Here is a 24,614-nt window from a genome sequence, read left to right as displayed (position 1 = left end):
TGAAAATCAGGCCCCTGCTGGGGGCCTTAAAAAGGAATGCAAATCGCCATGTTACTACCCTGGCTAATATTAATTCCCTTTATCGGTGGGTTCCTGTGCTGGCAGACCGAACGCTTTGGCGTGAAGATGCCGCGCTGGATTGCGCTGATCACCATGGGATTGACGCTCGCGCTTGGCCTGCAACTCTGGTTGCAGGGCGGCTATTCACTCACCCAGTCTGCGGGTATCCCGCAGTGGCAGTCTGAATTCATTCTGCCGTGGATCCCACGCTTCGGTATTACGATCCATCTGGCGATTGATGGTCTGTCGCTGCTGATGGTGGTGCTGACCGGTCTGCTCGGCGTTCTGGCGGTGCTGTGCTCCTGGCGAGAAATCGAAAAATACCAGGGCTTCTTCCACCTGAACCTGATGTGGATCCTGGGCGGCGTTATCGGCGTGTTCCTTGCCATCGACATGTTCCTGTTCTTCTTCTTCTGGGAGATGATGCTGGTGCCGATGTACTTCCTGATCGCGCTGTGGGGCCATAAGGCGTCCGACGGTAAAACGCGTATCACGGCGGCTACCAAGTTCTTCATCTATACCCAGGCGAGTGGTCTGGTGATGCTGATTGCCATCCTGGCGCTGGTGTTTGTGCACTACGACGCGACCGGCGTCTGGACCTTCAACTATCAGGATCTGCTGAAGACGCCAATGTCCCACGGCGTTGAATACCTGCTGATGCTGGGCTTCTTCATTGCGTTTGCGGTGAAAATGCCGGTGGTTCCGCTGCACGGCTGGCTGCCGGATGCGCACTCTCAGGCACCAACGGCGGGTTCCGTTGACCTGGCAGGCATCTTGCTGAAAACCGCGGCCTACGGCCTGCTGCGTTTCGCGCTGCCGCTGTTCCCGAATGCTTCCGCAGAGTTTGCGCCGATTGCCATGTGGCTCGGTGTGATCGGTATCTTCTACGGTGCCTGGATGGCCTTCACGCAGTACGACATCAAACGTCTGATTGCCTATACCTCCGTTTCCCACATGGGCTTCGTGCTGATTGCGATCTACACCGGCAGCCAGCTGGCGTACCAGGGCGCGGTTATTCAGATGATTGCTCACGGTCTGTCCGCAGCCGGTCTCTTCATCCTGTGCGGCCAGCTGTATGAACGTCTGCACACCCGCGACATGCGTCAGATGGGTGGCCTGTGGAGCAAAATTAAGTGGCTGCCAGCCCTGTCGATGTTCTTCGCGGTGGCGACGCTGGGGATGCCGGGTACCGGTAACTTCGTCGGCGAATTCATGATCCTGTTCGGCAGCTTCAAAGTGGTGCCGGTGATCACCGTCATTTCTACCTTCGGTCTGGTGTTCGCTTCGGTTTACTCGCTGGCGATGCTGCACCGCGCTTACTTCGGTAAGGCGAAGAGTGAAATCGCTGCTAAAGAACTGCCGGGGATGTCGCTGCGCGAGCTGTTCATCATCCTGCTGCTGGTCGTACTGCTGGTGCTGCTGGGCTTCTTCCCTCAGCCGATTCTGGATACCTCGCACTCCGCGATGGGTAACATCCAGCAGTGGTTTGTTAATTCTGCTTCTACTACAAGGCCGTAAATCGCCATGACAATAACTCCACAACAACTGATTGCGCTGCTACCGCTGCTGATCGTCGGATTGACGGTGGTGGTTGTGATGCTCTCCATTGCGTGGCGACGCAATCACTTCCTGAATGCCACGCTGGCGGTTCTGGGTCTGAACGCTGCGTTAGTCTCCCTCTGGTTTGTTGGCCAGGCGGGGGCGATGGACGTCACGCCATTGATGCGCGTTGACGGCTTCGCCATGCTGTACACCGGGCTGGTGCTGTTAGCCAGCCTGGCGACCTGTACCTTTGCTTACCCGTGGCTGGAAGGCTACAACGATAACAAAGAAGAGTTTTACCTGCTGGTTCTGATTGCCGCCCTGGGCGGTATTCTGCTGGCCAATGCCAACCATCTGGCGGCGCTGTTCCTCGGTATTGAGCTGATCTCTCTGCCGCTGTTCGGCCTGATTGGTTACGCCTTCCGCCAGAAGCGCTCTCTGGAAGCGAGTATCAAGTATACGATCCTGTCTGCTGCTGCTTCGTCCTTCCTGCTGTTTGGTATTGCGCTGATCTATGCTCAGTCCGGTAACCTCTCTTTCGAAGGGCTTGGCAAGAGCCTCGGCGACGGCATGCTGCATGAGCCGCTGCTGCTGGCGGGTCTGGGCATGATGATTGTTGGCCTCGGCTTTAAACTCTCTCTGGTTCCGTTCCACCTGTGGACGCCAGACGTTTACCAGGGTGCGCCGGCGCCGGTATCCACCTTCCTGGCGACGGCGAGCAAAATCGCTATCTTCGGCGTGGTGATGCGTCTGTTCCTCTACGCACCGGTAGGTGAGAGTGAAGCGGTGCGCGTGGTGCTGGGCATTATCGCCTTCGTGTCCATCATCTTCGGTAACCTGATGGCGCTGAGCCAGACCAACATCAAGCGTCTGCTGGGCTACTCGTCTATCTCCCATCTGGGCTATCTGCTGGTGGCGCTGATTGCGCTGCAGAGCGGTCAGATGTCCATGGAAACCGTCGGTGTCTACCTGGCAGGCTACCTGTTCAGCAGCCTCGGCGCGTTCGGCGTGGTGAGCCTGATGTCCAGCCCGTACCGTGGCCCGGATGCCGACTCGCTGTTCTCCTACCGTGGCCTGTTCTGGCACCGTCCGATCCTCTCTGCGGTAATGACGGTGATGATGCTCTCTCTGGCGGGTATCCCGATGACCCTGGGCTTTATCGGTAAGTTCTACGTGCTGGCAGTGGGTGTGCAGGCGGGTCTGTGGTGGCTGACGGCGGGTGTCGTTATTGGCTCCGCGATTGGTCTTTACTACTACCTGCGCGTTGCCGTAAGCCTGTACCTGAGCGCGCCTTCGCAGCTCAACCGCGATGCGCCAGGCAACTGGCAGTACAGCGCTGGCGGTATTGTGGTGCTAATCTCCGCGCTGCTGGTACTGATCTTCGGTATCTATCCGCAGCCGCTGATTGATATCGTGCAGCGAGCGATGCCATTAATGTAAAAACAAAAAACCCGCTTCGGCGGGTTTTTTATTGCCCGGCGGCGCGGGTTTTGTAGGCCGGGTAAGCGTAGCGCCACCCGGCAAAACAGGGCAAATCAGGCCAGCTGCTTCCTGCTGATCAACGGCCCGTCGATTTTCTTCGCCGCCCGCTCCAGGACCTCTTCAATCACCGACGACAGCTCGTTCAGCTCGAACTTCGCCACGTAGCCGTCGGCTTTTACCTTGCGGATATGATCTTCGTTGGCGTTGCCAGAAAGCGAGGAGTGGATCACCACCGGTATGTCCTTCAGGAGAGCGTCGGTTTTAATCTTGCGGGTCAGGGTAAAGCCATCCATCTCCGGCATCTCGAGGTCGGTGAGCACCAGCGCAATCTTATCGGTGATCGGCACGCCTTCCGCCTGCGCCTGGGCAGACAGGACGCCAATCTTCTCCCACGCCTCTTTACCGGTGATGTGCATCAGCGCCGGGATTTGCATTGCCTGCAAGCCTTTCTCCAGCATTGAGCGCGCCACTTTCGAGTCTTCCGCCACAATCGCCACCGCACCTGGCTTGATATTGAATTTGGTGGTTTTCAGATCGGTCGCATGCAGGTCGTGGTTGGCCGGTGTGATGTCATACAGGATCTGCTCCACGTCCAGCACCATCGCCAGATCGTTGGTATCGGTCTTCTCATCCAGGCAGGCAATACTGGTGATATAGCGTCCACTGACGGCGGTTTCCGCCGCGTGCACCTGCTTCCAGTCCAGTCGCATAATGTTCTCGACTGACTCCACGGCAAAAGCCTGGACGCTACGGGCATACTCGGTGATCAGCAGAATATTAAGCCCCGTGGTTGGCTTGCAGCCTGCCACAGCGGCCAGATCGATAACCGGGATCACCTGATCGCGAATATTGACCATGCCCATCAGCGGCGACTTCATCCCCGCCGGTTTGGTGAATGCTGGCATGGGCACAATCTCGCGAAGCTTAAAGACGTTGATGCCGAACAGCTCAGATTTGTTTTCATTCAACGAGGTGCCCAGACGGAACAGCAGCAGCTCAAAACGGTTCGACAGGGTCAGATTAGCCCTGTCATCAATGTCTTTCTGGAAATTATCCATGTTTGCCCCTAAGTGAAAAATACCTGCCTGACAGGGTTATCGGCAGTTTCGGGGAAAACCAGAGCATTAAACGCGCACGGTAGCAAAATCTTCTGCAAGCTGCGTCCCGGCAAACAGGTTCCGGCACTCGGCCAGCAGCATGGCGCAGCCTTCGGCGTCATAGCGGGAGCTGACGTGGGTAACGATCAGTTTTTTTACCTGCGCGTCACGGGCAAGCGTGGCCGCCTGACGCGTCGAGCTGTGGCCGCGGCTGTTGGCCTTCTCCTCCATTGCGCTCTCAAGCGTGGCCTCATGCACCAGCAGATCAACGCCGTTTGCCAGGGCAAAGGCATTGTCGCAGGGGGCGGTATCGCCAAAGATAGCCAGTTTTTTACCCGGGCGGGGCGGGGAGAGATAGTCGGCGCCGTTGATCGTCCTGCCATCCGTCAGCGTCACGCTTTCACCGCGTTTCAGCTGCTGGAACAGGGGGCCGAAGGGCACGCCGGCAGCCACGAGCGCTGCGCCGTCCAGCGCGCCCGGTTTATCGCACTCCTCAATGCGAAAGCCGTAACACTCTACGGGATGATTGAGCGCCGCGGCGGTCACGGTGTACGCATCATCCCTGAATACGATCCCCGGTTGGATCTCAATAATCTCGAGAGGATAATCCGTCCACGAGCCGCTGATCCGCAGGCTGGTTTCGACGAACTCCCTGATGCCGGGCGGGCCATAAATGGTCAGCGGGTGAATATTGCCCGCCATTGAGCGGCTGCACAGCAGCCCCGGCAGGCCAAAAAGGTGGTCACCATGCAGGTGGGTAATAAATATTCTGTTCAGCTTGCCGGGATGCGCCGCGGTGTGGAGCAGCTGATGCTGCGTGCCTTCGCCGCAGTCGAACATCCACAATTCGCTGCGGGTAGGGTGCTGCAAATCCAGCAGGATGGATGTGACGTTGCGCGTACGGGTCGGCACGCCAGCGGATGTTCCTAAAAAAAGCAGCTCCATAATGTACTAAGCCTCTGCGCCGGGGACGAAAAGTCATTAGTATAACGGCTACCCATACGATAAGGAGATCTCAATGATCCAGTGGCAAGATCTGCACCATAGCGAGCTGACCGTTCCTGCGCTTTACGCCCTACTTCAACTGCGCTGCGAGGTGTTTGTTGTTGAACAATCCTGCCCCTATCAGGACATTGACGGCGACGATCTGGTGGGGGAGAACCGCCACATCCTCGGCTGGAAAGATAACCGGCTGGTAGCGTATGCGAGGATTCTGAAAAGCGACGACGATTTTTCTCCCGTGGTGATAGGCCGCGTCATCATCAGCCCTCAGGCGCGGGGCGAAAAGCTGGGCTACACGCTGATGGAGCAAACGCTTCGCTCATGCGAAAACAACTGGCCGAACAAGGCGTTATACCTCGGGGCACAGGCGCATCTGCAGTCGTTTTATGGCCATTTTGGCTTTTCCCCTGTGACCGACGTTTACGATGAAGACGGCATACCACACATCGGGATGGCGAAAGAGGCACAGCAAGCGTAACAGGCGGAATTGGCAGGCATTGTCTATAGTTATCGAACTGATGCAACCACATGGAGAACACTATGTCTTATCAATCATCGGATAACCATGTTGATGACGATCTGACTCTGCTGAGTGAAACCCTGGAGGAGGTATTACGCTCTTCCGGCGATCCGGCCGATCAGAAATACGTTGAGCTTAAAGCGCGTGCTGAGCAGGCTCTGCACGATGTGAAAACGCGCGTGGGCCATGCGTCCGATCAATACTATTACAAGGCCAAAAAAGCGGTCTACCGTGCGGATGATTATGTCCGTGAAAAACCATGGCAGGGGATTGGCGTCGGCGCCGCCGCTGGCCTGATACTGGGTATTCTGCTCGCCCGCCGTTAACGACACAGCACCAAGGCTTCTCCCTGCCAAATCGGGGGTACTGCTTTTTCTTTTAAGTACCCCTTATAATGTGAGGTTTTTGAGCTGGGAGAAGTTCGCGTGCACTCGATTTCCACCGCGCTGGAAGGTCTTTGCCATCAATTAGTCGCCGAGTTTCCCGATGCGCCTGGCCTGCATTGTCTTGATGTCTCCTTTCCCCTTAATGATGCGTTCGACCCACTTGGCTGGCTGAATGCCCAGCAAACCTGGCCGCAGTTCTACTGGCAGCAGCGCAATGGCGATGAAGAGTATGCCGCCCTGGGGGCGTTAAAGCATTTCGCTTCCTTATCTGCTGCCCGTCAATTTTTGCATCTCTACCCACACGCTGCCGATCTTCGGGTGGTGGGCGTTAACGCGTTCGATCCCGGACAGGGCAGCCTGTTCCTGCCCCGTTTGCTGTGGCAGCGCGCCGGGGGAACCGCGACGTTGCGCCTGGTGCTCTGGAGCGAAACCTCGCTAAAAAACGAGGCCCGACGCACGCTGGCGTTTGTCCGCTCCCTGGCGGACAGCCAGCCGGTGACCCCGGTGACGCAGACGGTAGTAAGCGAAGCCCAGTTACCTGACCGGGCTGGCTGGCATGCCTTGATTACCGCAGCGACAGACGCCATTGCCCGGGGTGAGTTCGATAAAGTGGTGCTGGCCCGGGCCACGGATCTGCAGTTTAACCAGCCGGTAAACCCAGCCGCGCTGATGGCGGCCAGCCGACAGGTCAATTTTCAGTGCTATCACTTCCTGATGCGCAGCGATGCCACCCATGCGTTTCTCGGATCGTCGCCGGAACGCCTGTGGCGGCGGCGCGGCTTGCAGCTGCGCACCGAAGCGCTGGCCGGTACCGTGGCCAGCCATCCTGACGATGCCCGGGCCGCCAGTCTGGGTAACTGGCTGATGAAAGACGATAAAAACCAGCGTGAAAACATGCTGGTGGTTGAGGATATCTGTCAGCGCCTGCAGCGGGATAACGGGGTGCTCGACGTACTCCCGCCGCAAATTGTGCGTTTACGTAAGGTCCAGCATTTACGCCGCTGCATCTGGACGACGCTGCAACACCCGGACGATGAACAGTGCCTGATGCGCCTGCAACCCACTGCGGCGGTTGCCGGTCTGCCGCGCCAGGCGGCGTGGGAGTTTATCGCCCGCAATGAACCCTTCGACCGGGAGTGGTATGCCGGCTCTGTCGGGTATCTCTCGTTAGCGCAAAGCGAGTTCTGCGTGGCGCTGCGTTCGGCCAGGGTGCAGGAAAACAGCGTGCGCCTGTATGCCGGGGCAGGGATCGTGAGCGGTTCCGACCCTGAACAGGAGTGGCAGGAGATTGAAAATAAAGCCGCCGGACTGCGCTCTCTGCTCCTAAAGGATTAATACTGAGTCGTACATTCCCGATTCATATCAAAATTACATCTTTCTCTATTATTTATACTACGTCGCAATATTGATACCGGACAATTCCATGTCAGTGAGTTCATTTAACCGACGCTGGGCGGCGGTGATCCTCGAAGCCCTGACCCGCCATGGCGTCAGGCATGTTTGCATAGCGCCCGGCTCGCGCTCAACGCCGTTGACCCTGGCCGCTGCTGAAAACCGGGCCTTTATTCATCATACCCATTTTGATGAGCGCGGCCTGGGGCATCTGGCGCTGGGGCTGGCAAAAGCCAGCGATGCGCCGGTAGCCGTCATTGTCACCTCCGGTACGGCCGTGGCGAATCTCTATCCTGCGCTGATTGAGGCCGGTCTGACCGGTGAAAAACTGGTCCTGCTGACCGCGGATCGCCCCCCGGAGCTGATCGACTGCGGTGCAAACCAGGCCATTCGCCAGCAGGGTATTTTTGCCTCCCATCCGACCCAAACCCTGTCCCTGCCGCGCCCGACCCGGGATATTCCTGCCCGCTGGCTGGTCTCGACGGTGGATAACGCCCTGGGCGCGCTGCGTGCGGGAGCGCTACACATTAACTGTCCCTTTGCCGAACCCCTGTATGGCGAAATGGATAATACCGATCTGGACTGGCAGCAGGCGCTGGGCGACTGGTGGCAGAGCGATAAACCCTGGCTGCGCGCACCGGCGGCGCTATCAAGCCCAAAACAGCGTGACTGGTTCTTCTGGCGGCAGAAACGCGGGGTGGTACTCGCGGGCAGGATGAGTGCCGAAGAAGGCAAACTGGTGGCACAGTGGGCGCAACGGCTGGGCTGGCCGCTGATTGGCGACGTGCTCTCCCAGACCGGGCAGCCGCTGCCGTGCGCCGATCTCTGGCTCGGCAACGCCCGGGCCGTCACCGAGCTGGAGCAGGCGCAAATTGTGGTGCAGCTTGGCGGCAGCCTGACGGGAAAGCGGCTTTTACAGTGGCAGGCTACCTGCACGCCGGAAGAGTACTGGCTGGTGGACCCTCACGAAGGGCGGCTGGATCCCGCGCATCATCGCGGGCGTCGGCTGGTATCCCGCGTGGGCGAGTGGCTGGAACTGCATCCGGCAGAAAAACGCGCCCCCTGGGCAACTGAAATTCCCGAGCTCTCTCGCCAGGCCTGGGCGCTGACGGCGCAACACAGCGAAGCATTCGGCGAGGCGCAGCTGGCGCACCGCATCCATCGCTATCTGCCCGAACAGGGACAGCTGTTTGTGGGGAACAGCCTGGTGGTACGCCTGATTGACGCCTTCTCCCGCCTGCCGGCGGGCTACCCGGTGTTCAGCAACCGTGGTGCCAGCGGCATTGACGGGCTGATTTCCACTGCCGCCGGGGTTCAGCGCGCCAGCGCCCGTTCCACGCTGGCCATTGTGGGCGATCTCTCGGCGCTCTACGACCTGAATGCGCTGGCGCTGCTGCGTCAGGCCTCGGCACCTTTTGTGCTGATGGTCATCAACAACAACGGGGGGCAGATTTTCTCCCTGCTGCCAACCCCGCAGAGCGAACGGGAACGCTTTTATCTGATGCCGCAAAACGTGCAGTTTGAACATGCCGCGGCGATGTTCAGCCTCAGATATCAGCGCCCCGAAAGCTGGGCGGAGCTTGAAAGCGCGCTCAGCACGGCGTGGAGTAAACCCGGCGCCACGCTTATTGAAGTGGTGGTGAACGACAGCGACGGCGCGCAGATGCTGCAAAATCTGCTGGCGCAGGTTAGCCACCTGTGATCCTCGCGGGAACGCAACGAAAAGGGCAGGCGGATAAACCCTGGCTGGTTTTCCTGCACGGTTTTTCCGGCGATCGCCGCGAATGGCAGCTGCCGGGGGACTATCTGGCGGCTTATCCCCGGCTCTATCTCGACCTGCCGGGGCACGGCGAATCGGCGCACATCAGAGTGAACGATTTCGATGACGTGAGTCGCCTGCTGAACCGCACGCTATTTAGTTACAACATACTCAACTACTGGCTGGTGGGGTACTCCCTCGGCGGCCGCATTGCGCTGTATCACGCCTGCCAGCGGCCCGGGGGGTTGCAGGGGCTGATCGTCGAGGGGGCGCATCCGGGGTTGAGCGATGAACGCGAGCGCGCAATCCGCCGCGCCTCCGATGCCCGGTGGGCCGCACGTTTTCGCCAGGAGCCTTTAGCGACAGTATTTGCCGACTGGTATCAACAGCCGGTATTTGCCTCGCTAAGCCCGGCGCAACGGGAGCAGCTGGTCGACCTGCGTAGCCGCAACACGGGGATTACCCTGGCCGCGATGCTGCAGGCGACGTCGCTTGCCGAACAACCCGATTTACGGGCGGCGCTCGCTGAGAGCGCCCTCCCTTTTTTCTATCTCTATGGCGAGCAGGACCACAAGTTTCGGGACATTGCCCGGCAACTTCCTGTCACCCAATATGAAATTCCTTACGCCGGACATAACGCCCACCGGGAAAACCCCGTTGCGGTGGCTGAGCGTCTGGCCCAGATACTCCGTCTTTCAACAAAGGACACGCTATGATCTACCCTGATGAAAACATGCTGTACGCCCCGGTGGAATGGCAGGACTGCTCCGAAGGCTATACCGACATTCGCTACCATAAATCGACTGACGGGATCGCCAAAATCACCATTAACCGTCCGGAAGTGCGCAACGCATTTCGCCCGCTGACCGTCAAAGAGATGATTCAGGCCCTGGCGGATGCGCGTTATGACGACAACATCGGCGTTATCGTCCTTACCGGGGAAGGTGAAAAAGCTTTCTGCTCCGGTGGCGATCAGAAAGTACGCGGTGACTACGGCGGATACCAGGACGATGCGGGTACCCATCACCTGAACGTGCTTGATTTCCAGCGTCAGATCCGTACCTGCCCGAAACCGGTTGTCGCGATGGTGGCAGGCTACTCCATCGGCGGCGGCCACGTGCTGCACATGATGTGCGATCTGACCATTGCCGCAGAGAACGCCATCTTCGGCCAGACCGGTCCGAAAGTCGGCTCCTTCGACGGCGGCTGGGGCGCGTCTTACATGGCCCGCATCGTCGGTCAGAAAAAAGCGCGTGAAATCTGGTTCCTGTGCCGTCAGTACAACGCCCAGGAAGCGCTGGATATGGGCCTGGTTAACACCGTGGTACCTATTGCCGATCTCGAAAAAGAGACCGTTCGCTGGTGTCGCGAAATGCTGCAGAACAGCCCAATGGCGCTGCGCTGCCTGAAGGCGGCCCTCAACGCCGACTGCGACGGTCAGGCCGGGTTGCAGGAGCTGGCAGGCAACGCCACCATGCTGTTCTACATGACCGAAGAGGGCCAGGAAGGGCGTAACGCGTTCAACGAAAAACGCCAGCCGGACTTCAGTAAATACAAACGGAATCCGTAATGCGCAGCGTGCAGATCTACCGCTGGCAGATACCGATGGACGCGGGGGTGGTACTGCGCGAGCGGCGGTTAAAAACCCGCGATGGTCTGTTCATTCATCTGCAGCAGAGCGGTCGGGAAGGGTGGGGAGAGATCGCCCCCTTGCCGGGCTTCAGCCGTGAATCGCTGGAGGACGCAGAGGCTGCGCTGCGGGCGTGGTCTCGCGCGTGGCGCAACGGCGAAGCGCCGCTGCTGTCGGGTTTGCCTTCGGTAGACTTCGGCATCAGCTGTGCGCTGGCGGAGCTGGACGGCACCCTGCCGGAGCAGGCGGACTATCGGGCCGCACCGCTCTGCACCGGCGATCCGGATGAACTGTTTGCCTTGCTCAGCGCGATGCCCCGCGAGAAAGTGGCGAAAATCAAAGTCGGTCTTTACGAAGCGGTACGCGACGGTATGGTCGCTAACCTCCTCCTGGAAGCGATCCCCGATCTGCGCCTGCGCCTGGACGCCAACCGCGCCTGGACGCCGCTGAAGGCGCAGCAGTTTGCGAAGTACGTCAACCCGGCGTACCGCAGCCGCATCGCCTTTCTGGAAGAACCGTGCAAAACCCGCGAGGATTCACGCGCCTTTGCCCGAGAAACCGGCATTGCCATTGCCTGGGATGAGAGCCTCCGCGAGGCAGATTTCACGTTTACTGCCGAGCCGGGCGTGAGCGCCGTGGTTATAAAGCCGACGTTAACGGGTAGCCTGGCGAAGGTACGTGAGCAGGTGGCGGCAGCGCACAGCGCAGGGCTGACAGCGGTCATCAGCTCCTCCATCGAATCCAGCCTGGGGTTGACGCAGCTGGCGCGCATTGCCGCCTGGTTAACGCCCGACACCATCCCGGGGCTGGATACGCTAAACCTGATGCAAACCCAGCTTATTCGGCCGTGGCCGGGTAGCGCGTTGCCGTGCGCGGGCATTGAGGCGCTGGAGCCGTTGCAATGAGTTTTGCTGACTGGCCGTGGCGGCACTGGCGTGCGCAGCGAGCCGACAAACCCGCCCTGCGTCTGAATGATGAGGTATTGAGCTGGCAACAGCTCTGCACGCGCGTCGACACTCTGGCGGCGGGGTTCCACCGTCAGGGCGTGGAGGCGGGGGACGGTGTGCTGCTGCTCGCCCATAATCATCCTCAGACCCTGCTTGCATGGCTGGCGCTGCTCCAGTGTGGCGCGCGAATTCTTCCTGTTAACCCCCAGCTTCCGCGCCCACTGCTGGAGGTGTTGCTTTCGCAGATGACGCTGCGTTTTGCGCTGGTGCTGGACGGTCACTATGACGGACTCGCCACCCTTGCCGTGCATGCCCAGCCCGGTGAATACAGCGTGGCATGGCAGCCTGAGCGGCTGGCCTCAATGACGCTCACCTCCGGCTCGACCGGACTGCCGAAAGCGGCCGTTCATACCTGCGGGGCGCATCTTGCCAGCGCGGCAGGCGTCCTTGCGCTGATGCCCTACGGCGACGATGACGACTGGCTGCTTTCGCTGCCGCTGTTTCACGTCTCCGGGCAGGGGATCTTATGGCGCTGGCTGCAGGCCGGCGCGCGCTTAACCGCGCGCGAGAAGCAGCCGCTGGAGCAGGCCATGCAGGGGTGCACGCATGCCTCGCTGGTGCCCACCCAGCTCTGGCGTCTGCTCAATACCCACCAGCATATCGCGCTGAAAGCGGTACTGCTGGGCGGGGCCGCCATTCCCGTTGAGTTGACGCAACAGGCGCGCGCGCAGGGGATTTCTACGTTCTGCGGCTACGGCCTGACGGAGTTTGCCTCTACCGTCTGCGCGAAAGAGGCTGACGGCGAGCCGGACGTGGGCCGCGCGCTGCCGGGCAGGGAGGTTCAGGTCGTTAACGGTGAAGTCTGGATCAAGGCGCAAAGCATGGCCTCAGGCTACTGGCGCGACGGTAGGTTGCTGCCGCTCACCAATTCAGAGGGCTGGTTTGCCACCCGCGATCGCGGCGAACTGCATGACGGTCGCCTGACGATCCTCGGTCGGATGGATAACCTCTTTTTCAGCGGAGGCGAGGGCATCCAGCCCGAGAGTCTTGAGCGGATCATCGCGACCCATCCGGACATCAGCCAGGTCTTCGTTGTTCCGTTGACTGACGCCGAATTTGGCCAGCGTCCGGTGGCGGTGGTGGAGTGTGAACCGGGAACGGATATCACCCGCTTCCCGGAATGGGTGCAGGGCAAACTGGCCCGTTTTGAGCAGCCCGTGCGCTGGCTGGTGCTGCCGGCAGAGCTAAAAAATGGCGGGATTAAGATCTCCCGCCAGGCGTTAAAACAGTGGGCGAATGCGCAGCTTTTAGGTTAATTAACCGACATCGGGCTGCGGCTTACGCTGACGCCGCATCAGGCGCAACACCGGCGGCACGACCAGCACCACAATCGCCAGCGCCAGCAGGACCTTCGCCACGTTGCTGTCCCACAGTATGGAGATATTGCCATTGCTGATGGAGAGGGCGCGGCGCAGGTTCTGCTCCAGCATCTCACCCAGCACAAACCCTAAAATCAGCGGCGACATCGGGAAGTGCATTTTACGCAAGATGTAGCCGAACACCCCCAGCACCACCATCAGAATCAGGTCGAAGGTGGTGCTGTGTACCGCATACACCCCAACCGCCGAGACGGCCGCGATGGTGGGCACCAGGAACCAAAGCGGAATAGACAACATACGGGTGAACAGGCCGATCAGCGGGATGTTCATCACCAGCAGCATCACGTTAGCAATCAGCAGCGCCGCAATCAGCCCCCAGACGATGTCCGGCTGTTCGGTAAACATCGCCGGTCCTGGGGTGATGTTATAGAGCGTCAACGCCCCCATCATCACCGCCGTGGTGCCGGAGCCGGGTACGCCGAGCGTCAGCATGGGAATAAACGAGCCACAGGCCGAGGCATTGTTGGCCGCTTCGGGGGCGGCGACGCCGCGAATATCGCCTTTGCCAAAGCTGTCGCTGTTGCCGCTGAGCTTTTTCTCCGTCATATAGGTGATGGCGCTGGCGATGGTCGCCCCGGCGCCCGGCAGAATGCCAACAAAGAAACCAATGACCGCTGAACGCAGCGTGGTGCCGATACACTGCGCGCCCTCTCTGGCGCTAAAGAGCATCCGGCCGGTTTTACGCACCAGCGTCTGCCCGCTGCTGGTATGTTCCAGCATCAGTAAGATCTCAGAGACAGAGAACAGACCAATCACGACCACGATAAACTGCACGCCGTCGGACAGGTGAACGCTGTCGAAGGTAAAGCGATAGACCCCGGTGTTGGCATCCACGCCGACGGTGGCTAACCCTAAGCCGATCAGCGCAGACAAGAACGATTTCAGGGGGTTTTGCGCCATCATGCTGCCGAGACAGGCAATGGCGAAAACCATCAGGGCAAAATACTCTGCCGGACCAAACGCCAGGGACCACTGGGCCAGCGCAGGCGCAAACAGAATGATGCCGCCAATGGCAATCAGCGAGCCAAAGAACGAGCTGACGGCGGAAATAGAGAGCGCCACGCCGCCGCGTCCCTGCCGCGCCATCGGGTAACCGTCCAGCGCGGTCATAATGGCCGCCGCATCCCCGGGCACGTTGAGCAGTATTGACGAGATACGGCCGCCATATTCACAGCCGATATAGACCGTGGCCAGCAGGATCAGCGCCGATTCCGCAGGCAGATGCAGGGCAAACGCCAGCGGGAGCAGAATAGCGACCCCGTTGATGGGCCCGAGTCCAGGCAGCAGACCGACGATCGTCCCGACGAAGCAGCCGATCAGGGCGATCACCAGGTTTTCCGGGGTCATCGCCACAGCGAACCCCTGTGAGAGGTAAATCCAGGTATCCATAGCGTGCTCCGTTAATTAAGCCAGGCGCCAAGCGGCAGCGTGACATCCAGCAGGCGGTCAAAGGCGTACCACAGGCAAATGCCCATCACCACACCCGAGATCCCCGCAGCAGGGAGGCTGGCGTTAAACAGCATGCCGATGACCATCGTCAGGATGGCGGTCGCCACCGGGAAGCCGAGCCATTCAAAGCCCCAGGCATACATCAGGAGCACAATGACCATCACCAGCAGCCGCTGCAAAATGCGCCTGGGCGGCCACTCGACGGTATCCGGATGGCGTAACAGCATGGCCACCGAGCAAAGCAGCATCAGGCCGACAATGCCCATTGGAAAGGGGCGTGGCCCCACGGGTTCATAGCTGTATTCGCTGTGGATCTGCCAGGCAACGAACATCCCGCCAATGCAGAGCAACAACCAGATCCCGGCAAAAATGCGATCGCTCATTAGCGCCTCCGGTTATTTGGCCAGGCCAAAGGCTTTCGCCTGCTCGCGATAGTCATTCACCTGTTTTTTGACATACTCGTCCAGCTGCTTACCGTTCAGGTTGAACTCAAACAGCCCGCGCAGATCGCGCTGCTTTTTAAATTCGTCGGTCTGCTGCAGTTTGTTAAAGTTGTCGACCCACCACTGGTATTCGGCATCGGTCACTTTTGGCCCGACGAAGAAGCCGCGGATAATCGGCCAGACGAGGTCGTAACCCTGCTCTTTTGCGGTCGGTACGTTTGCCAGCTGCCCCGGCAGGCGATTTTCCGAGAAGACCGCCAGCACGCGGATCTTATCCCCGTTCAGGTAGGGCACCATTTCGCTGAGATCGCCGGAAACCGCCTGCACGTGGTTGCCCATCAGCGCCGTTACCGGTTCTCCGCCGCCCTCAAACGCCACGTAACGCATTTTGTGCGGGTCCACTTTCGCCTGTTGCGCCAGCAGGGCGGCTTTCATCCAGTCCTGGCTGCCGATGGAGGCGCCTGCACCAATCACCACGCTGTTAGGGTCTTTTTCCATGGCGGTAAGCAGATCTTTCAGGGATTTCCAGGGGGAGTCCGCGCGCACGGCGATCATGCCGTAGTCGGTACCGACGGTGGCCAGCCAGCGCACGTCATCCACGCCGTAGCGGCCAAACTTGCCCTGGGAGAGGTTCAGCAGCGAGCCGCCGGAGAAGGCCACCACGGTGCCGGCTTCTGCCGGACGTTGGGCGACGATCGCGTTATAGGCCACCGCGCCCACGCCGCCTGGCATGTAGGTTACACGCATCGGCTTTTCAATGGCCTTCGTCTCCAGCAGGCTGACCTGAATCAGTTTGCAGGTGAGATCGAAGCCGCCGCCCGGTTTGGCCGGGGCGATACATTCGGTACGGGAAGGGGCGTCCTGCGCCTGGACAACAGAGGCACTCAACATTAATACGCTTGCAGCAATCGTAGAAAGTAATTGTTTTTTCATCGCTTATCCTCACGCCGGGGGTACGGGTACGGGTTTTTTCTGATTATGTGAACCACCTTGTAGCGGTTCCGTTGCGTGATTGTTAAAACAATAACCTTTCATTTCCCTTTCAATGCGACACCAACTTTACAGGATGTGATATGCGTCTCTTACTGGCGGAAGATAATCGTGAGCTGGCTCACTGGCTGGAGAAAGCGCTGGTGCAGGAGGGCTTTGCCGTAGACTGCGTTTCTGACGGGCGCGCGGCCGATCATCTCCTGCAGGGGGAAAACTACGCGGTGGCGATACTGGACATCGGCATGCCCGGTTTTGACGGCCTGGAGGTGGTGCACCGTTTACGAAAACGCGGCCAGACCTTGCCGGTGCTGTTTCTCACCGCACGCAGCAACGTGGCGGATCGGGTGAAAGGCCTGAACGCCGGGGCGGATGATTATCTGCCAAAACCCTTTGAACTGGAGGAGCTGGACGCCAGGCTTCGCGCCCTGCTGCGCAGAAGTGAGGGGCGAACCCAGGAGCGCCAGCACCTTGGGGAGCTGGAGTATGACGACGACGGTTTTTTCCTGCTGCGCGATGAGCCGCTCTCGCTTACCCCGCGGGAACTGTCGCTGCTGAAGGTGCTGATGCATCGCCGCACCCGGCCCGTCTCCCGCCAGCAGCTGTTCGATCAGGTGTTTAGCCTGAACGACGACGTCAGCCCCGAGAGTCTCGATCTCTACATTCATCGCCTGCGTAAAAAGCTGAGCGGCAGCGGGGTACGGATCACCACCCTGCGCGGGCTGGGCTATGTGCTGGAGTGCGGCGATGAAGTGGGTTAAGCCCCAGTCGCTTTACCTGCAGCTGCTGCTTTTTCTCGGCCTGCCGCTGCTGTTGCTGTGGGGATTGTCGGCCTTTAACAGTTACGTCAGCGCCCTGCAGGCGGCGACCCAGGCGTACGACCGCACGCTGCTATCTTCGGCGCGTACCGTCTCTGAGCGGCTGGAGGTGCATAACGGCAAGCTGCTGGTCAATGTGCCCTGGGTGGTGCTCGACAGCTTTGAACTGAACATGAACGATCGCCTCTATTACAAGGTGGTCGATCCGCAAGGGCGGGTGATCTCCGGCTATGACGATCTGCCGAACATGCCTCCCTCCACGTCGCGCACCACGCACTATCCCGCGCTGGCCTGGTTTTATCATACCGAGTATCGCGGCCAGGCGATCCGCGTGGCGAAGTTACTCCAGCCGGTTAACGAGGACAACGTGTCCGGTATGGCGGAGATCTACGTCGCCGAAACCTTGCAGTCCCGGCGCTATCTGGCCACTCAGCTTCTGTTTTCATCGCTTGTTTCGCAGGGGCTGCTGGTGCTGCTGACGCTGGTCTTAACCGCCTGGCTGCTGCGTCGCGTGCTGCGCCCGATGCGCCAGCTCTCCTCGCTGATGGTGCGCCGTGAGCCTGGGCTGCTGGCCCCGCTGCCGGAGCTGCTGCCCTGGTCGGAAACGCGGCTGCTCATCGTGGCCTTTAACCGTTATATCGACAGGTTACGCGGCGTGCTTTCCCGCCAGGAGCGCTTCAACGCCGATGCTTCTCATCAGCTCAAAACGCCGCTGGCGGTGCTCAAAACCCAGGTTTCCGTTGCCCTGACACGAAACGATCCGGCCCTGTGGCAGGAGAGCTTACGCGCCATGAACGTGACGCTGGACAACACCATCGTTCTCACTGAACGGCTGCTGCAGTTTTCTACGGTGAAGCACAAAGAGCAGGGAGAGCGCCAGTTTGCCCCCGTGGATCTGGTTCAGGTGGTGCAGAACTGCTGCTTCTCCCGGTTGGCGCAGGCGCGCAGCAAGGAAATCGATCTAGGCTATGACGGCGTTCAGCAACCCGTCATGATAGAAGGTGATGAGGTGCTGCTGGGCGAGCTGTGCGCAAACCTGCTGGAGAACGCGATCAAATACACCCCGGCGCAGGGCATCGTCACGGTGTATCTGCACACGGATAACGACGCTGTTGAGCTCAGCGTGGAGGACAGCGGACCGGGAATTGCTGAAGATCAGGTTTCCCGGGCCATGCTGCCGTTTCATCGGCTGGATAACGTGGGGGATGCCGCCGGGTCGGGGATTGGGCTGGCGCTGGCCAATGATATTGCCCGCCTGCACCGCAGCCACCTTCAGCTGATGCCCAGTGAACATCTGGGCGGCCTGTGCGTAAAAATGCGCTTTTTATTGATGACGTAAATACCGATATTATCAAATCGTTACAAACTAATTGTCCGTCGCACGCGGAGTCCATTGATCCCACAGCCAGTCAGGTTAAAATCTCGCGGTTTTGGATATCTGTGAACAAATTGTGCGGGATCACGACAATGAAAAAAGTGGCATTAATGGGCTTAGGCCTGATGTGTGTATCGGCAGCGGCCAACGCTATTTCCTTCAACGGCTCGGCGGGCGAGGATTATACCCACCTGGGCTTTGGTCTTGGCACGGATAGCGCAGGCCTGGCGATGACCGGCGGCTGGACGCATAACGACGACGACGGCGATGCAGCAAGCCTGGGCCTCGGTTTTAACGTTCCGCTTGGTCCATTCCTGGCGACCATCGGCGGTAAAGGCATCTACACCAACCCGAACGACGGTGACGAAGGTTACGCGGCGGCAGTGGGCGGCGGCCTGCAGTGGAAAATTGGCGACAGCTTTGGCCTGTTCGGTGAGTACTACTACTCTCCGGACTCCCTCTCCAGCGGTATTGACAGCTATGAGGAAGCCAACGCTGGCGCACGCTGGACCATTGTGCGTCCGATTACCATCGAAGCAGGCTACCGTTACCTGAACCTGGCGGGCAAAGATGGCAACCGCGACAACGCCATTGCTGACGGTCCATACGTGGGCGTGAGCGCAGGCTTCTAACCCCTTCGGCGCGGCGTTCCGTCGCGCCAGTTTCTCTCTCCCTCCGGTCTTCGATTGCGCTATAGTGTTTTGACCATTGAAATGGGAGAACACAATGATAAACGTGGAAATGTTATCCACTGGCGACGAAGTGCTGCATGGACAAATCATTGATACCAATGCCGCCTGGCTTGCCGATCTCTTTTTTGAGCAAGGATTACCGCTAACGCGCCGCAATACCGTAGGCGACAATCTCGAGTCGCTGGTCAACGTTCTGCGCGAGCGCAGCGAACAGTGCGACGTGCTGATTGTGAACGGTGGACTGGGCCCCACCAGCGACGATCTCAGCGCGCTGGCCGCTGCGACCGCCAAAGGCGAAGGGCTGGTGTTGCATGAGGAGTGGCTGGCCCACATGGAGCGCTTTTTCTCCGATCGTGGCCGCGTGATGGCGCCCAGCAACCGCAAACAGGCTGAAATCCCGGCCAGCGCCGAACTGGTTGATAACCCGGTCGGCACCGCCTGCGGCTTCGCCGTTCAGCTTAACCGCTGCCTGATGTTCTTCACGCCGGGTGTCCCGTCAGAATTTAAAGTGATGGTCGAACAGCAGATCCTGCCGCGATTACGGGCCCGTTTTACCCTCTCTGAACCTCCCATCTGTTTGCGTCTTACCACCTTCGGGCGCTCCGAAAGCGATCTGGCCCAGAGCCTCGATCATCTCGCTTTACCGCCGGGCGTCACGATGGGCTATCGCTCTTCCATGCCGATTATTGAGCTGAAATTAACCGGCCCGGCCACGGAAAAAGCCGCGATGCTGGCGCTATGGCCAGAGGTGCAGCGCGTGGCGGGTGAGAACCTGATTTTCGAAGGTACCGAGGGGCTACCCGCGCAGATCGTTCGTGAACTGCAGGCCCGTCAGTTAGGCCTGACCCTGAGCGAGCAGTTCACCGGCGGGCTTCTGGCTCTGCAGTTATCCCGTGCCAATGCCTCGCTGCTGGCAAGCGAAGTGGTGCCGTCTCAGGAAGAGACGCTGGCACAAACCGCCCACTGGGCCGCAGAGCGTCGAGTGAACCATTTCGCCGGGCTGGCGCTGGCGATCTCCGGGCTGGAAGAAGATCACCTTAACTTCGCCCTCTCTACTCCTGAAGGCACGCACGGCCTGCGCGTTAAAATGAGCGCCTCGCGCTACAGCCTGGCGGTACGTCAGGAGGTGTGTGCGATGATGGCGCTGAATATGCTGCGCCGCTGGCTGAACGGCAAGCCGGTTGCCGGCGAACATGGCTGGATTAACGTCGTCGATACGCTTTTCCTCTCTTGATAGGGGTGCGCCGGACCCCTTTCCGGCGCAAGTTTGTCCAACCTGTTGTACTCGCCAGATTTTTTTCCGTGCTGCTTATCACATAATTCTACTGCTGACGGTTCAGCAGGCTGGATAGCGCCCGGGATTTGAACCCGCTCACAAATAAACTCGCTTACAGCCGCAACACTGATTCCAGTATTCAGGACTGGAGTCCACTATGCTGGAATCAAGCAAAGTACCGGCGCTGACCCGCGCCATTGATATTCTTACTACTATTGCCCGTCTGGGGCCGTGCAGCGCCGCGACCATCATCGAGGAGCTCGGCATCCCGAAAAGCACCGCCTATCTCCTGCTGGGTGAGCTGAGAAAGCAGCGCTTTCTGAGTCTCGATAACCAGGATAATTACTGCCTGTGGACCAGGCTGGTGGAGCTGGCCGGCCACGCCGTCAGCCGGATGGATCTGCGCGAGCTGGCGCGCCCGCGCCTGACCCGGCTGATGGACGAGTGCGGCATGCTGTGTCATCTCGGCATCATCGATCACGATAACGCCTACTACATTCTGAAAATCGAGTCTCCCGCCACCATCAGCGTGCGCTCCCACGAGGGGAAAAGCCTGTCGCTTCCCCGTTCGGGCATCGGCAAGTGCCTGCTTGCCTGGCAACTCCCCTCTGTACAGGAGTCGATTATCGCTGGCATTTGCTGGGAACGCGCGACACCCACAACCATCACCGATCCCGATCGGCTGCGCAACGAGCTGGCACGTATTCGCGCCAGGGGCTGGAGCTTTGATAACGGTGAAGACTATCCCGACGTGCGCTGCGTGGCGGCGCCGGTCTTCAATGCCAGCAACGAACTCACCGCGGCAATCTCGGTGGTGGGCACCCGGCTGCAAATCACTGAGGACAACCGCGACTACCTGGCCGGTAAAGCGATTGCCTGCGCGAAAGACATTTCCCGGTTACTGGGCTGGAAAAGCCCCTTCGAACAACACGCCTCATAAAATGGAGAACATCATGACCCTACCGAAGATTAAACAGATCCGTGCCTGGTTCACCGGTGGCGCAACGGCAGAGAAGGGCGCTGGCGGTGGCGATTACCACGATCAGGGGGCTAACCACTGGATCGACGACCACATCGCCACCCCGATGAGTAAATACCCCCAGTATGAGCAGTCGCGCCAGTCGTTCGGCATTAACGTCCTCGGCACGTTGGTTGTGGAAGTAGAGGCAGAAAACGGCCAGACCGGTTTTGCTGTCTCCACCGCGGGGGAAATGGGCTGTTTTATCGTGGAGAAACACCTCAGCCGTTTTATAGAGGGCAAGTGCGTCAGCGACATCAAGCTCATCCACGACCAGATGCTCGGGGCAACGATGTTTTACGCCGGTTCCGGCGGGCTGGTGCTGAACACCATCTCCTGTATCGACCTGGCGCTGTGGGATCTGTTTGGCAAGGTGGTTGGACTGCCGGTCTACAAGTTGCTGGGCGGCGCGGTGCGGGATGAAATTCGTTTTTACGCCACCGGCGCGCGCCCGGACCTGGCGAAAGAGATGGGCTTCATCGGCGGTAAAATGCCGACTCACCGGGGGCCGCATGACGGCGACGCGGGGATCCGCCAGGATGTCGCGATGGTGGCGGAGTACCGGGAAAAATGCGGGCCCGACTTCTGGCTGATGCTTGACTGCTGGATGAGCCAGGATGTGAATTACGCCACGAAGCTGGCCCATGCCTGCGCGCCGTACAATCTGAAGTGGATTGAGGAGTGCCTGCCGCCCCAGCAGTATGAAGGCTATCGCGAACTGAAGCGCAATGCCCCACCGGGCATGATGGTTACCAGCGGCGAACACCACGGCACGCTGCAGTCCTTCCGTACGTTGTCCGAAACCGGGATCGACATTATGCAGCCGGACGTGGGCTGGTGCGGGGGATTAACCACGCTGGTGGAGATCGCCGCTATCGCCAAAGCCCGCGGGCAACTGGTGGTGCCGCACGGCTCGTCGGTCTACTCCCATCACGCGGTGATCACCTTCACCAACACCCCGTTCAGCGAGTTCCTGATGACCAGCCCGGACTGCGCCACGCTGCGCCCGCAGTTTGATCCGATCCTGCTCGATGAACCGGTGCCGGTGAATGGCCGCATCCATAAATCGACGCTGGATAAACCCGGTTTCGGCGTCGAGCTCAACCGTGATTGCGCCCTGAAACGTCCCTACAGCCACTAAACAGCCGCGCCGCGCACCGGCGTGGCGTCACCGTTCACTGAGGATTGTCTATGAGTATGACTCTGCTTGACAGCGTGGTCAGGAAAAACCGCGCCCGTCTGATCCCGTTTATGCTGGCGCTGTATGTGCTGGCGTTTCTGGATCGCTCTAACATCGGCTTTGCCAAGGAGAGCTACCAGATCGATACCGGGCTCAGCAATGAAGCCTACGCCCTCGGCGCCGGGATCTTCTTTGTGGTTTACGCCCTGCTGGGTGTGCCCGCCAACCTGCTGATGCGTAAATTTGGCGCCCGGACGTGGATTGGCACCACCACGCTGCTGTGGGGTTTTCTCTCCGCGGCGATGGCATGGGCCGATACCGAAAGCAAATTTTTGCTGATCCGCACCCTGCTTGGGGCCGCGGAAGCGGGCTTCTTCCCCGGCATGATCTATCTCACCTCCCAGTGGTTCCCCCAGCGCAACCGCGCCAGCATCATGGGGCTGTTCTACATGGGGGCGCCGCTGGCGTTGTCGCTCGGATCACCGCTCTCCGGCGCACTGCTGGAGATGCACGGCTTTATGGGCCATCCTGGCTGGTTCTGGATGTTTGTTATTGAAGGCCTGATTGCCGTAGGGGCAGGGGTTTTTACCTTCTTCTGGCTTGACGATACGCCTCAGCAGGCGCGATTCCTGAACGCAGAGGAGAAGCAGGTGCTGATCAATCAACTGGCGAGTGAAGAGCAGAGCAAAGCGACTTCACGCCTGAGCGATGCCCTGCGCAATGGCCGGGTCTGGCAGCTGGCCTTTATCTACATGACCATTCAGATTGCCGTCTATGGACTGATCTTCTTCCTCCCGACCCAGGTCGCAGCCCTGCTCGGCACTAAAGTGGGCTTTACTGCCTCGGTGGTGACGGCGATTCCATGGGTGGCCGCGCTGTTTGGCACCTGGCTTATCCCGCGTTATTCCGACCGCACCGGCGAGCGGCGCAATATCGCCACGCTGACGCTGCTGGCCGCCGGTATTGGGGTGGGTGTGTCGGGGCTGGTGTCACCGGTTCTGGCGATGATGGCACTGTGCGTGGCCGCGGTGGGATTTATTGCCGTGCAGCCGGTCTTCTGGACTATGCCGACACAGTTGCTCTCCGGGACGGCGCTGGCGGCAGGGATTGGCTTCGTCAACCTGTTTGGCGCGGTGGGCGGTTTTCTCGCCCCGCTCATCCGGGTGGAGGCCCAGAACGTATTTGGCAGCGATGCGGCGGGGTTGCTGGCGCTGGCTGCAATCGCCATTCTCGGATCGATGGCGATCCTCGTGCTGGGGGTGACCCGCACCGCCCCCCAGGCCGACCGCATACATCATTAATTTTCAGGGAGTTATTATGCAGAACGTTCTTTCTAATCCTTTTAAGCAGGCCCTGCGTAACGGCGAAACGCAAATTGGGTTGTGGTTAAGTTCCACGTCGTCCTACATGGCGGAGATAGCGGCAACCTCAGGCTATGACTGGCTGTTAATCGACGGGGAGCATGCGCCCAACACCGTTCAGGATCTGTACCACCAGCTGCAGGCGATTGCGCCTTATCCAGGCCAGCCGGTGATCCGCCCGGTTGACGGCGACCGCAGCCTGATCAAACAGGTGCTTGATATCGGCGCCAGAACGCTGCTGATCCCGATGGTGGATACCGCAGAGCAGGCGCGGCAAATTGTGCTGGCAACGCGCTATCCGCCGCAGGGCACGCGAGGCGTCGGCGCGGGTGTCGCCCGCGCCGCCCGCTGGGGACGAGTCGAAAACTACATGGCTCAGGCTAATGATGAGCTCTGCCTGATGATTCAGGTCGAAAGCAAAACGGCGCTGGAGAACCTGGACGCAATCCTGGCCGTGGACGGCATTGATGGCGTGTTTATCGGCCCTGCCGATCTCTCTGCCTCGCTGGGGTATCCGGATAACGCCGGGCACCCGGAAGTCCTGGCGATTATCGAGCGCAGCATTCGCCGCATTTGTGCTGCGGGTAAAGCCGCAGGCTTTCTTGCGGTCGATCCGCAGATGGCGCAAAAGGCGCTAAGCTGGGGAGCGACCTTTGTTGCGGTTGGAGTGGACACCATGCTGTATACCGACGCCCTCGACAGGCGACTGGCGATGTTCAAAACGCCGCTATCCGCAGCCAGTAAAACAAGTTATTAATC

23 protein-coding genes are annotated in these 24,614 nt (G+C 59.7%); 18 read left to right on the top strand and 5 right to left on the bottom strand.

Translation table 11 applies throughout. The features are described from left to right. The first annotated feature begins 48 nt into the window (after positions 1–48). Positions 49–1,578 carry an NADH-quinone oxidoreductase subunit M gene (gene nuoM, locus NB069_RS15390; RefSeq protein ID WP_250584938.1) on the top strand — a complete coding sequence of 510 codons (1,530 nt, stop codon included), beginning with the start codon at positions 49–51 and terminating at the stop codon, positions 1,576–1,578. A 6-nt stretch (positions 1,579–1,584) separates the two neighbouring features. Next, a complete protein-coding gene (gene nuoN, locus NB069_RS15385) occupies positions 1,585–3,042 on the top strand; it encodes an NADH-quinone oxidoreductase subunit NuoN (RefSeq protein WP_250584936.1) in 1,458 nt (485 codons plus the stop codon). A 95-nt stretch (positions 3,043–3,137) separates the two neighbouring features. On the opposite strand, the gene NB069_RS15380 is transcribed toward nuoN, so the two are convergent. Continuing rightward, positions 3,138–4,142: a chemotaxis protein gene (locus tag NB069_RS15380; protein WP_250584934.1), complete on the bottom strand. Its 1,005-nt coding sequence runs from the start codon at positions 4,140–4,142 to the stop codon at positions 3,138–3,140. A 66-nt stretch (positions 4,143–4,208) separates the two neighbouring features. Further along, on the bottom strand, positions 4,209–5,126 hold the full coding sequence (gene rnz / locus NB069_RS15375; RefSeq protein WP_250584932.1) for a ribonuclease Z: 918 nt from the start codon (positions 5,124–5,126) through the stop codon (positions 4,209–4,211). A 73-nt stretch (positions 5,127–5,199) separates the two neighbouring features. Between rnz and NB069_RS15370 the strand changes: the two genes are divergently transcribed. From NB069_RS15370 to menE, 8 genes are all read left to right on the top strand, one after another. Beyond that, entirely contained in the window at positions 5,200–5,661 is a 462-nt protein-coding gene (locus NB069_RS15370) for a GNAT family N-acetyltransferase (protein ID WP_250584930.1), read from the top strand. A gap of 62 nt (positions 5,662–5,723) precedes the next feature. Then, positions 5,724–6,029, top strand: a complete 306-nt coding sequence (elaB, locus tag NB069_RS15365) for a stress response protein ElaB (protein WP_250584928.1) — start codon at positions 5,724–5,726, stop codon at positions 6,027–6,029. Positions 6,030–6,128: 99 nt separating this feature from the next. After that, on the top strand, positions 6,129–7,424 hold the full coding sequence (gene menF, locus NB069_RS15360) for an isochorismate synthase MenF (protein WP_250584926.1): 1,296 nt from the start codon (positions 6,129–6,131) through the stop codon (positions 7,422–7,424). Between the two features lie 88 nt (positions 7,425–7,512). Beyond that, positions 7,513–9,183: a 2-succinyl-5-enolpyruvyl-6-hydroxy-3-cyclohexene-1-carboxylic-acid synthase gene (menD, locus tag NB069_RS15355; RefSeq protein WP_250584924.1), complete on the top strand. Its 1,671-nt coding sequence runs from the start codon at positions 7,513–7,515 to the stop codon at positions 9,181–9,183. After that, positions 9,180–9,956 carry a 2-succinyl-6-hydroxy-2,4-cyclohexadiene-1-carboxylate synthase gene (menH, locus tag NB069_RS15350; RefSeq protein ID WP_250584922.1) on the top strand — a complete coding sequence of 259 codons (777 nt, stop codon included), beginning with the start codon at positions 9,180–9,182 and terminating at the stop codon, positions 9,954–9,956. Before menD ends, menH begins: the two co-directional genes overlap by 4 nt. Next, positions 9,953–10,810, top strand: coding sequence for a 1,4-dihydroxy-2-naphthoyl-CoA synthase (gene menB, locus NB069_RS15345; protein ID WP_250584920.1), 858 nt, complete (start codon positions 9,953–9,955; stop codon positions 10,808–10,810). The genes menH and menB overlap by 4 nt, the downstream gene beginning before the upstream one ends. Next, positions 10,810–11,775, top strand: coding sequence for an o-succinylbenzoate synthase (gene menC, locus NB069_RS15340; protein WP_250584918.1), 966 nt, complete (start codon positions 10,810–10,812; stop codon positions 11,773–11,775). Before menB ends, menC begins: the two co-directional genes overlap by 1 nt. Next, entirely contained in the window at positions 11,772–13,133 is a 1,362-nt protein-coding gene (gene menE, locus NB069_RS15335) for an o-succinylbenzoate--CoA ligase (RefSeq protein WP_250584916.1), read from the top strand. Before menC ends, menE begins: the two co-directional genes overlap by 4 nt. On the opposite strand, the gene NB069_RS15330 is transcribed toward menE, so the two are convergent. Genes NB069_RS15330 through NB069_RS15320 form a run of 3 tightly spaced genes read right to left on the bottom strand, consistent with a single transcriptional unit; the run spans position 13,134 to position 16,081 of the window. After that, a complete protein-coding gene (locus NB069_RS15330; protein ID WP_250584914.1) occupies positions 13,134–14,645 on the bottom strand; it encodes a tripartite tricarboxylate transporter permease in 1,512 nt (503 codons plus the stop codon). It abuts the gene before it with no gap. Positions 14,646–14,656: 11 nt separating this feature from the next. Then, positions 14,657–15,088 carry a tripartite tricarboxylate transporter TctB family protein gene (locus NB069_RS15325; RefSeq protein ID WP_250584912.1) on the bottom strand — a complete coding sequence of 144 codons (432 nt, stop codon included), beginning with the start codon at positions 15,086–15,088 and terminating at the stop codon, positions 14,657–14,659. Positions 15,089–15,100: 12 nt separating this feature from the next. Next, a complete protein-coding gene (locus tag NB069_RS15320) occupies positions 15,101–16,081 on the bottom strand; it encodes a Bug family tripartite tricarboxylate transporter substrate binding protein (RefSeq protein ID WP_250584911.1) in 981 nt (326 codons plus the stop codon). Positions 16,082–16,221: 140 nt separating this feature from the next. Here NB069_RS15320 and tctD point away from each other — a divergent pair, with 140 nt between their 5' ends. From tctD to yfaU, 8 genes are all read left to right on the top strand, one after another. Next, on the top strand, positions 16,222–16,896 hold the full coding sequence (gene tctD, locus NB069_RS15315) for a transcriptional regulator TctD (RefSeq protein WP_250584910.1): 675 nt from the start codon (positions 16,222–16,224) through the stop codon (positions 16,894–16,896). Further along, positions 16,883–18,292, top strand: coding sequence for a sensor histidine kinase (locus NB069_RS15310; protein ID WP_250584908.1), 1,410 nt, complete (start codon positions 16,883–16,885; stop codon positions 18,290–18,292). Before tctD ends, NB069_RS15310 begins: the two co-directional genes overlap by 14 nt. Before the next feature lie 128 nt (positions 18,293–18,420). Beyond that, complete coding sequence (locus NB069_RS15305; protein WP_250584906.1) at positions 18,421–18,960, top strand: YfaZ family outer membrane protein; 540 nt, start codon at positions 18,421–18,423, stop codon at positions 18,958–18,960. A 94-nt stretch (positions 18,961–19,054) separates the two neighbouring features. After that, complete coding sequence (locus NB069_RS15300; protein WP_250584904.1) at positions 19,055–20,254, top strand: nicotinamide mononucleotide deamidase-related protein YfaY; 1,200 nt, start codon at positions 19,055–19,057, stop codon at positions 20,252–20,254. A gap of 199 nt (positions 20,255–20,453) precedes the next feature. Beyond that, positions 20,454–21,236 (top strand): IclR family transcriptional regulator, encoded by a 783-nt coding sequence (locus NB069_RS15295; protein WP_250584902.1) that lies wholly within the window; start codon positions 20,454–20,456, stop codon positions 21,234–21,236. Between the two features lie 13 nt (positions 21,237–21,249). Next, a complete protein-coding gene (gene rhmD / locus NB069_RS15290) occupies positions 21,250–22,455 on the top strand; it encodes an L-rhamnonate dehydratase (RefSeq protein ID WP_250584900.1) in 1,206 nt (401 codons plus the stop codon). 50 nt (positions 22,456–22,505) lie between these two features. Further along, complete coding sequence (locus NB069_RS15285; protein ID WP_250584898.1) at positions 22,506–23,795, top strand: MFS transporter; 1,290 nt, start codon at positions 22,506–22,508, stop codon at positions 23,793–23,795. A 16-nt stretch (positions 23,796–23,811) separates the two neighbouring features. Continuing rightward, positions 23,812–24,612, top strand: a complete 801-nt coding sequence (yfaU, locus tag NB069_RS15280; protein ID WP_250584896.1) for a 2-keto-3-deoxy-L-rhamnonate aldolase — start codon at positions 23,812–23,814, stop codon at positions 24,610–24,612. Positions 24,613–24,614: the final 2 nt, after the last annotated feature.

This window comes from Leclercia adecarboxylata (assembly GCF_023639785.1).
Lineage (GTDB): Bacteria > Pseudomonadota > Gammaproteobacteria > Enterobacterales > Enterobacteriaceae > Enterobacter > Enterobacter adecarboxylatus_D.
Note: the sequence above shows the minus strand (reverse complement) of the source record. Positions and strands in the feature narration are given on the sequence as shown.

Bases quoted from the DNA above. Each gene is read 5' to 3' on its own strand.
- nuoM (WP_250584938.1), top strand. From the start codon at position 49: ATGTTACTACCCTGGCTAATATTAATTCCCTTTATCGGTGGGTTCCTG.
- menD (WP_250584924.1), top strand. From the start codon at position 7,513: ATGTCAGTGAGTTCATTTAACCGACGCTGGGCGGCGGTGATCCTCGAA.
- NB069_RS15330 (WP_250584914.1), bottom strand. From the start codon at position 14,645: ATGGATACCTGGATTTACCTCTCACAGGGGTTCGCTGTGGCGATGACC.
- menE (WP_250584916.1), top strand. From the start codon at position 11,772: ATGAGTTTTGCTGACTGGCCGTGGCGGCACTGGCGTGCGCAGCGAGCC.
- NB069_RS15300 (WP_250584904.1), top strand. From the start codon at position 19,055: ATGATAAACGTGGAAATGTTATCCACTGGCGACGAAGTGCTGCATGGA.
- rnz (WP_250584932.1), bottom strand. From the start codon at position 5,126: ATGGAGCTGCTTTTTTTAGGAACATCCGCTGGCGTGCCGACCCGTACG.
- NB069_RS15370 (WP_250584930.1), top strand. From the start codon at position 5,200: ATGATCCAGTGGCAAGATCTGCACCATAGCGAGCTGACCGTTCCTGCG.
- nuoN (WP_250584936.1), top strand. From the start codon at position 1,585: ATGACAATAACTCCACAACAACTGATTGCGCTGCTACCGCTGCTGATC.
- NB069_RS15305 (WP_250584906.1), top strand. From the start codon at position 18,421: ATGAAAAAAGTGGCATTAATGGGCTTAGGCCTGATGTGTGTATCGGCA.
- NB069_RS15325 (WP_250584912.1), bottom strand. From the start codon at position 15,088: ATGAGCGATCGCATTTTTGCCGGGATCTGGTTGTTGCTCTGCATTGGC.
- yfaU (WP_250584896.1), top strand. From the start codon at position 23,812: ATGCAGAACGTTCTTTCTAATCCTTTTAAGCAGGCCCTGCGTAACGGC.
- elaB (WP_250584928.1), top strand. From the start codon at position 5,724: ATGTCTTATCAATCATCGGATAACCATGTTGATGACGATCTGACTCTG.
- NB069_RS15380 (WP_250584934.1), bottom strand. From the start codon at position 4,142: ATGGATAATTTCCAGAAAGACATTGATGACAGGGCTAATCTGACCCTG.
- NB069_RS15310 (WP_250584908.1), top strand. From the start codon at position 16,883: ATGAAGTGGGTTAAGCCCCAGTCGCTTTACCTGCAGCTGCTGCTTTTT.
- menC (WP_250584918.1), top strand. From the start codon at position 10,810: ATGCGCAGCGTGCAGATCTACCGCTGGCAGATACCGATGGACGCGGGG.
- NB069_RS15320 (WP_250584911.1), bottom strand. From the start codon at position 16,081: ATGAAAAAACAATTACTTTCTACGATTGCTGCAAGCGTATTAATGTTG.
- tctD (WP_250584910.1), top strand. From the start codon at position 16,222: ATGCGTCTCTTACTGGCGGAAGATAATCGTGAGCTGGCTCACTGGCTG.
- NB069_RS15285 (WP_250584898.1), top strand. From the start codon at position 22,506: ATGAGTATGACTCTGCTTGACAGCGTGGTCAGGAAAAACCGCGCCCGT.
- menB (WP_250584920.1), top strand. From the start codon at position 9,953: ATGATCTACCCTGATGAAAACATGCTGTACGCCCCGGTGGAATGGCAG.
- NB069_RS15295 (WP_250584902.1), top strand. From the start codon at position 20,454: ATGCTGGAATCAAGCAAAGTACCGGCGCTGACCCGCGCCATTGATATT.
- rhmD (WP_250584900.1), top strand. From the start codon at position 21,250: ATGACCCTACCGAAGATTAAACAGATCCGTGCCTGGTTCACCGGTGGC.